This window comes from Nostoc sp. JL23, assembly GCF_017115065.1.
Taxonomy (GTDB): Bacteria; Cyanobacteriota; Cyanobacteriia; order Cyanobacteriales; family Nostocaceae; genus Nostoc; species Nostoc punctiforme_A.
This window is the reverse complement of the sequence record NZ_JABXKN010000007.1, coordinates 1-2,725: the sequence shown is the minus strand read 5'-3', so window position 1 is coordinate 2,725 and position 2,725 is coordinate 1. Positions and strand designations below refer to the sequence as shown.

Genomic DNA, 2,725 nt, shown 5'->3' with positions numbered 1-2,725 from the left:
TTGATGGTTATTTTGTTTATTCATGTTATTTTAACATAACTACTCTTGGAGAGCCGTTTAACTTAGCCCCAGCAGAATTAGTAGCCAACAAATCTAGCACGATTGAACCATCTGTAGTTGCACCATACGTTATCGCCCTTGGTGAACTTAAAGGCGGCATAGATCCCGCAGGCGCAGATGAGCATTGGAAAACTGCACAAGCAGCACTAAATCGTATACGTGAAGCATTTTCGAGAGTAGGGCATTCACCTCTGACTTTCTTCGTAGGATCAGCGATCGCTAGAAGAATGGCAGGCGAAATCTGGAATCAATTGGAAAACGGCACTCTCAGTAACGCTGCTAATTTAAATCGAGAGAACCAAGTTGCATCTATTTCTCGTTGGTTGTGCAGTCTATAAACGTGTACTTAAGTGTATTGATTGTGTTTTCAATCATGCGATCACACCATTTAATCTAAAAAATCGTCATTTAAAATAGTCTTTTATTTTACAGTTATTATTTAAGCAAAATGCCAGCAAATCCTAAAAACCAGACTGTATAAGAGTTATACTATCTAAAGCATCAAAACAGATTGTTCCTAGACAACCCTAAAACTCGCATTTAGGCTAGAAATAGGCTCTTTTTTCTCCCGCCGCCAAAAAAGCTTGCATTATATATATGATGTTGAGGAGCGATCGCTAGGTTCGGAGTAATCCTTTTTGTGGTTTAATTCTTTTCAACTGTTTAATGTTTGCAGTAAACAGTGTCTGTGCTAAACATTGTTTTCTGAGAACACATTTATTTTTAGCCTAAATATAGGCTAAAAACACAGCATAATCAGGTTCAGAACTCACGCATCATCTAAATGTTGTCCTGAGCCAAGGCGATTTTTTAATCGCCCATTTTTTTGCTCATCTCTGCAAGCACAGCAGCAAAAAGAACACATGAGAACGAAAGTACTACTAGAATTAGAGAAAGTTAATCTGCGTTTGAAGTCTGCAAAAGCAAAGGTGACAATTAGAGAATCGAATGGAAGTCTGCAATTACGGGCGACGTTACCAATTAAACCGGGAGACAAAGATAGCAACGGTACTGGGAGAAAGCAATACAATCTCAGTTTGAATATTCCCGCTAACTTGGATGGACTCAAGACGGCTGAGGAAGAAGCTTATGAATTAGGAAAGTTAATTGCTCGTAAAACTTTTGAATGGAATGATAAATATTTAGGAAATGAGGCAATTAGAAAAGATTTTCAATCTATAGGAGAATTACTTGAAAAGTTTGAAGAAGAATATTTTAAAACTCACAAACGTACAACTAAAAGCGAACATACTTTTTTTTATTACTTTTCGCGCACAAAGAGATTTACGAATCATCAAGATGTGGCTACTGCTGAAAATCTGATAATTTCAATTGAACAAATCGATAAAGAATGGGCTAAGTATAATGCAGCTAGAGCGATCGCAGCATTTTGTGTGACATTCAATATCGAAATTGATTTATCGAAATATTCTAAAATGCCAGAGAATAATTCCCGAAATATACCTACTGATACAGAAATATCTGAGGGAATTATCAAGTTTGAAGATTACCAACATAACAGAGGTAATCAAGTTAATCAAAATGTTCAAGATAGCTGGCAACTTTGGCGCTGGACCTATGGAATGTTAGCAGTTTTTGGTTTACGCCCACGGGAACTTTTTATTAATCCCGATCTTGATTGGTGGTTGAGTCAAGAAAATTTAGATTTGACATGGAAAGTTCATAAAGATTCTAAGACTGGTGAGAGACAAGCATTACCATTACATCGGCAATGGATTGAGGATTTTGATTTGAGAAATCCGAAATATTTAGAGATGTTGAGAAGTGCGATCGCTAAAAAAGATAACACTAATCATGCTGAGATAACGGCATTAACACAGCGAGTTAGTTGGTGGTTTCGCAAGATAGGATTGGACTTTAAACCTTATGATTTGCGTCACGCTTGGGCAATTCGGGCGCATATTCTGGGAATACCAATTAAAGCTGCTGCGGATAATTTAGGGCATAGTGTGCAAGTTCACACGCAAACTTATCAGCGTTGGTTTTCGCTAGATATGAGGAAGCTGGCAATTAATCAGGCCTTAAGTAAGAGAAATGAAGTTGATTTGATTAGGGAGGAGAATTCTAGGTTGAGGATGGAGAATGATAGCTTGAGATTGGAGATTGAGAAGTTGAGAATGGAAAGAGTTTATAAGCAAAGTTGAATTTACTGACAAATAATACCAGCTTTAGATAATTTGCTATGATTTATAGGTGAGAAATCATCAGTTAAAAGCTATGGCATTAGAAATCCTGAACCAAATACTTAAGCAGCTTGAGACACTTGAACTAAAAGAGCTTCAGCAGCTTAATCAGACAATTCAAAAGTATCTTGTTGATAATGAAGAAACTCTTAAGCAAGCAGCATTTCATCAAGCCCTGATCGATTCTGGGTTAGTAAAACAGATCAAGCATCCAACTTACGAGCCAATAACTGAGCGACGATTAATTCATGCTGAGGGAAAGCCTGTTTCTGAAAGTATCATTGAGGAACGCCGCTAGATGGCAGTTTATTTTCTAGACAGTAGCGCATTAGTTAAGCGTTATATTAGCGAAACTGGATCAGTTTGGGTTTTAGGGCTATTTGATCCGGCTCAGAAATGTTGAATACTGATACAAAACTTTACATAGATAGTTACACTAACTCTAAAAAGGCTAAATTAGT

The 2,725-nt window shown here is 37.1% G+C and carries 2 protein-coding genes and 1 pseudogene; all 3 read left to right on the top strand.

Annotated features, from left to right (window positions below; genetic code table 11):
* Positions 1-398 (top strand): AvaI/BsoBI family type II restriction endonuclease (locus HWQ42_RS00480; RefSeq protein ID WP_292808356.1); only part of this gene is annotated, 398 nt, incomplete at its 5' end.
* A gap of 492 nt (positions 399-890) precedes the next feature.
* Positions 891-2,225, top strand: a pseudogene (locus HWQ42_RS00475) (site-specific integrase); the annotation flags it as partial.
* Between the two features lie 73 nt (positions 2,226-2,298).
* The gene (locus HWQ42_RS00470) at positions 2,299-2,562 is read left to right on the top strand and encodes a hypothetical protein (protein WP_292808353.1); all 264 of its coding nucleotides are present in this window, start codon (positions 2,299-2,301) and stop codon (positions 2,560-2,562) included.
* The last annotated feature ends 163 nt before the right edge of the window (positions 2,563-2,725 follow it).

Coding starts and splice junctions, on each gene's coding strand:
- HWQ42_RS00470 (WP_292808353.1), top strand. CDS start 2,299: ATGGCATTAGAAATCCTGAACCAAATACTTAAGCAGCTTGAGACACTT.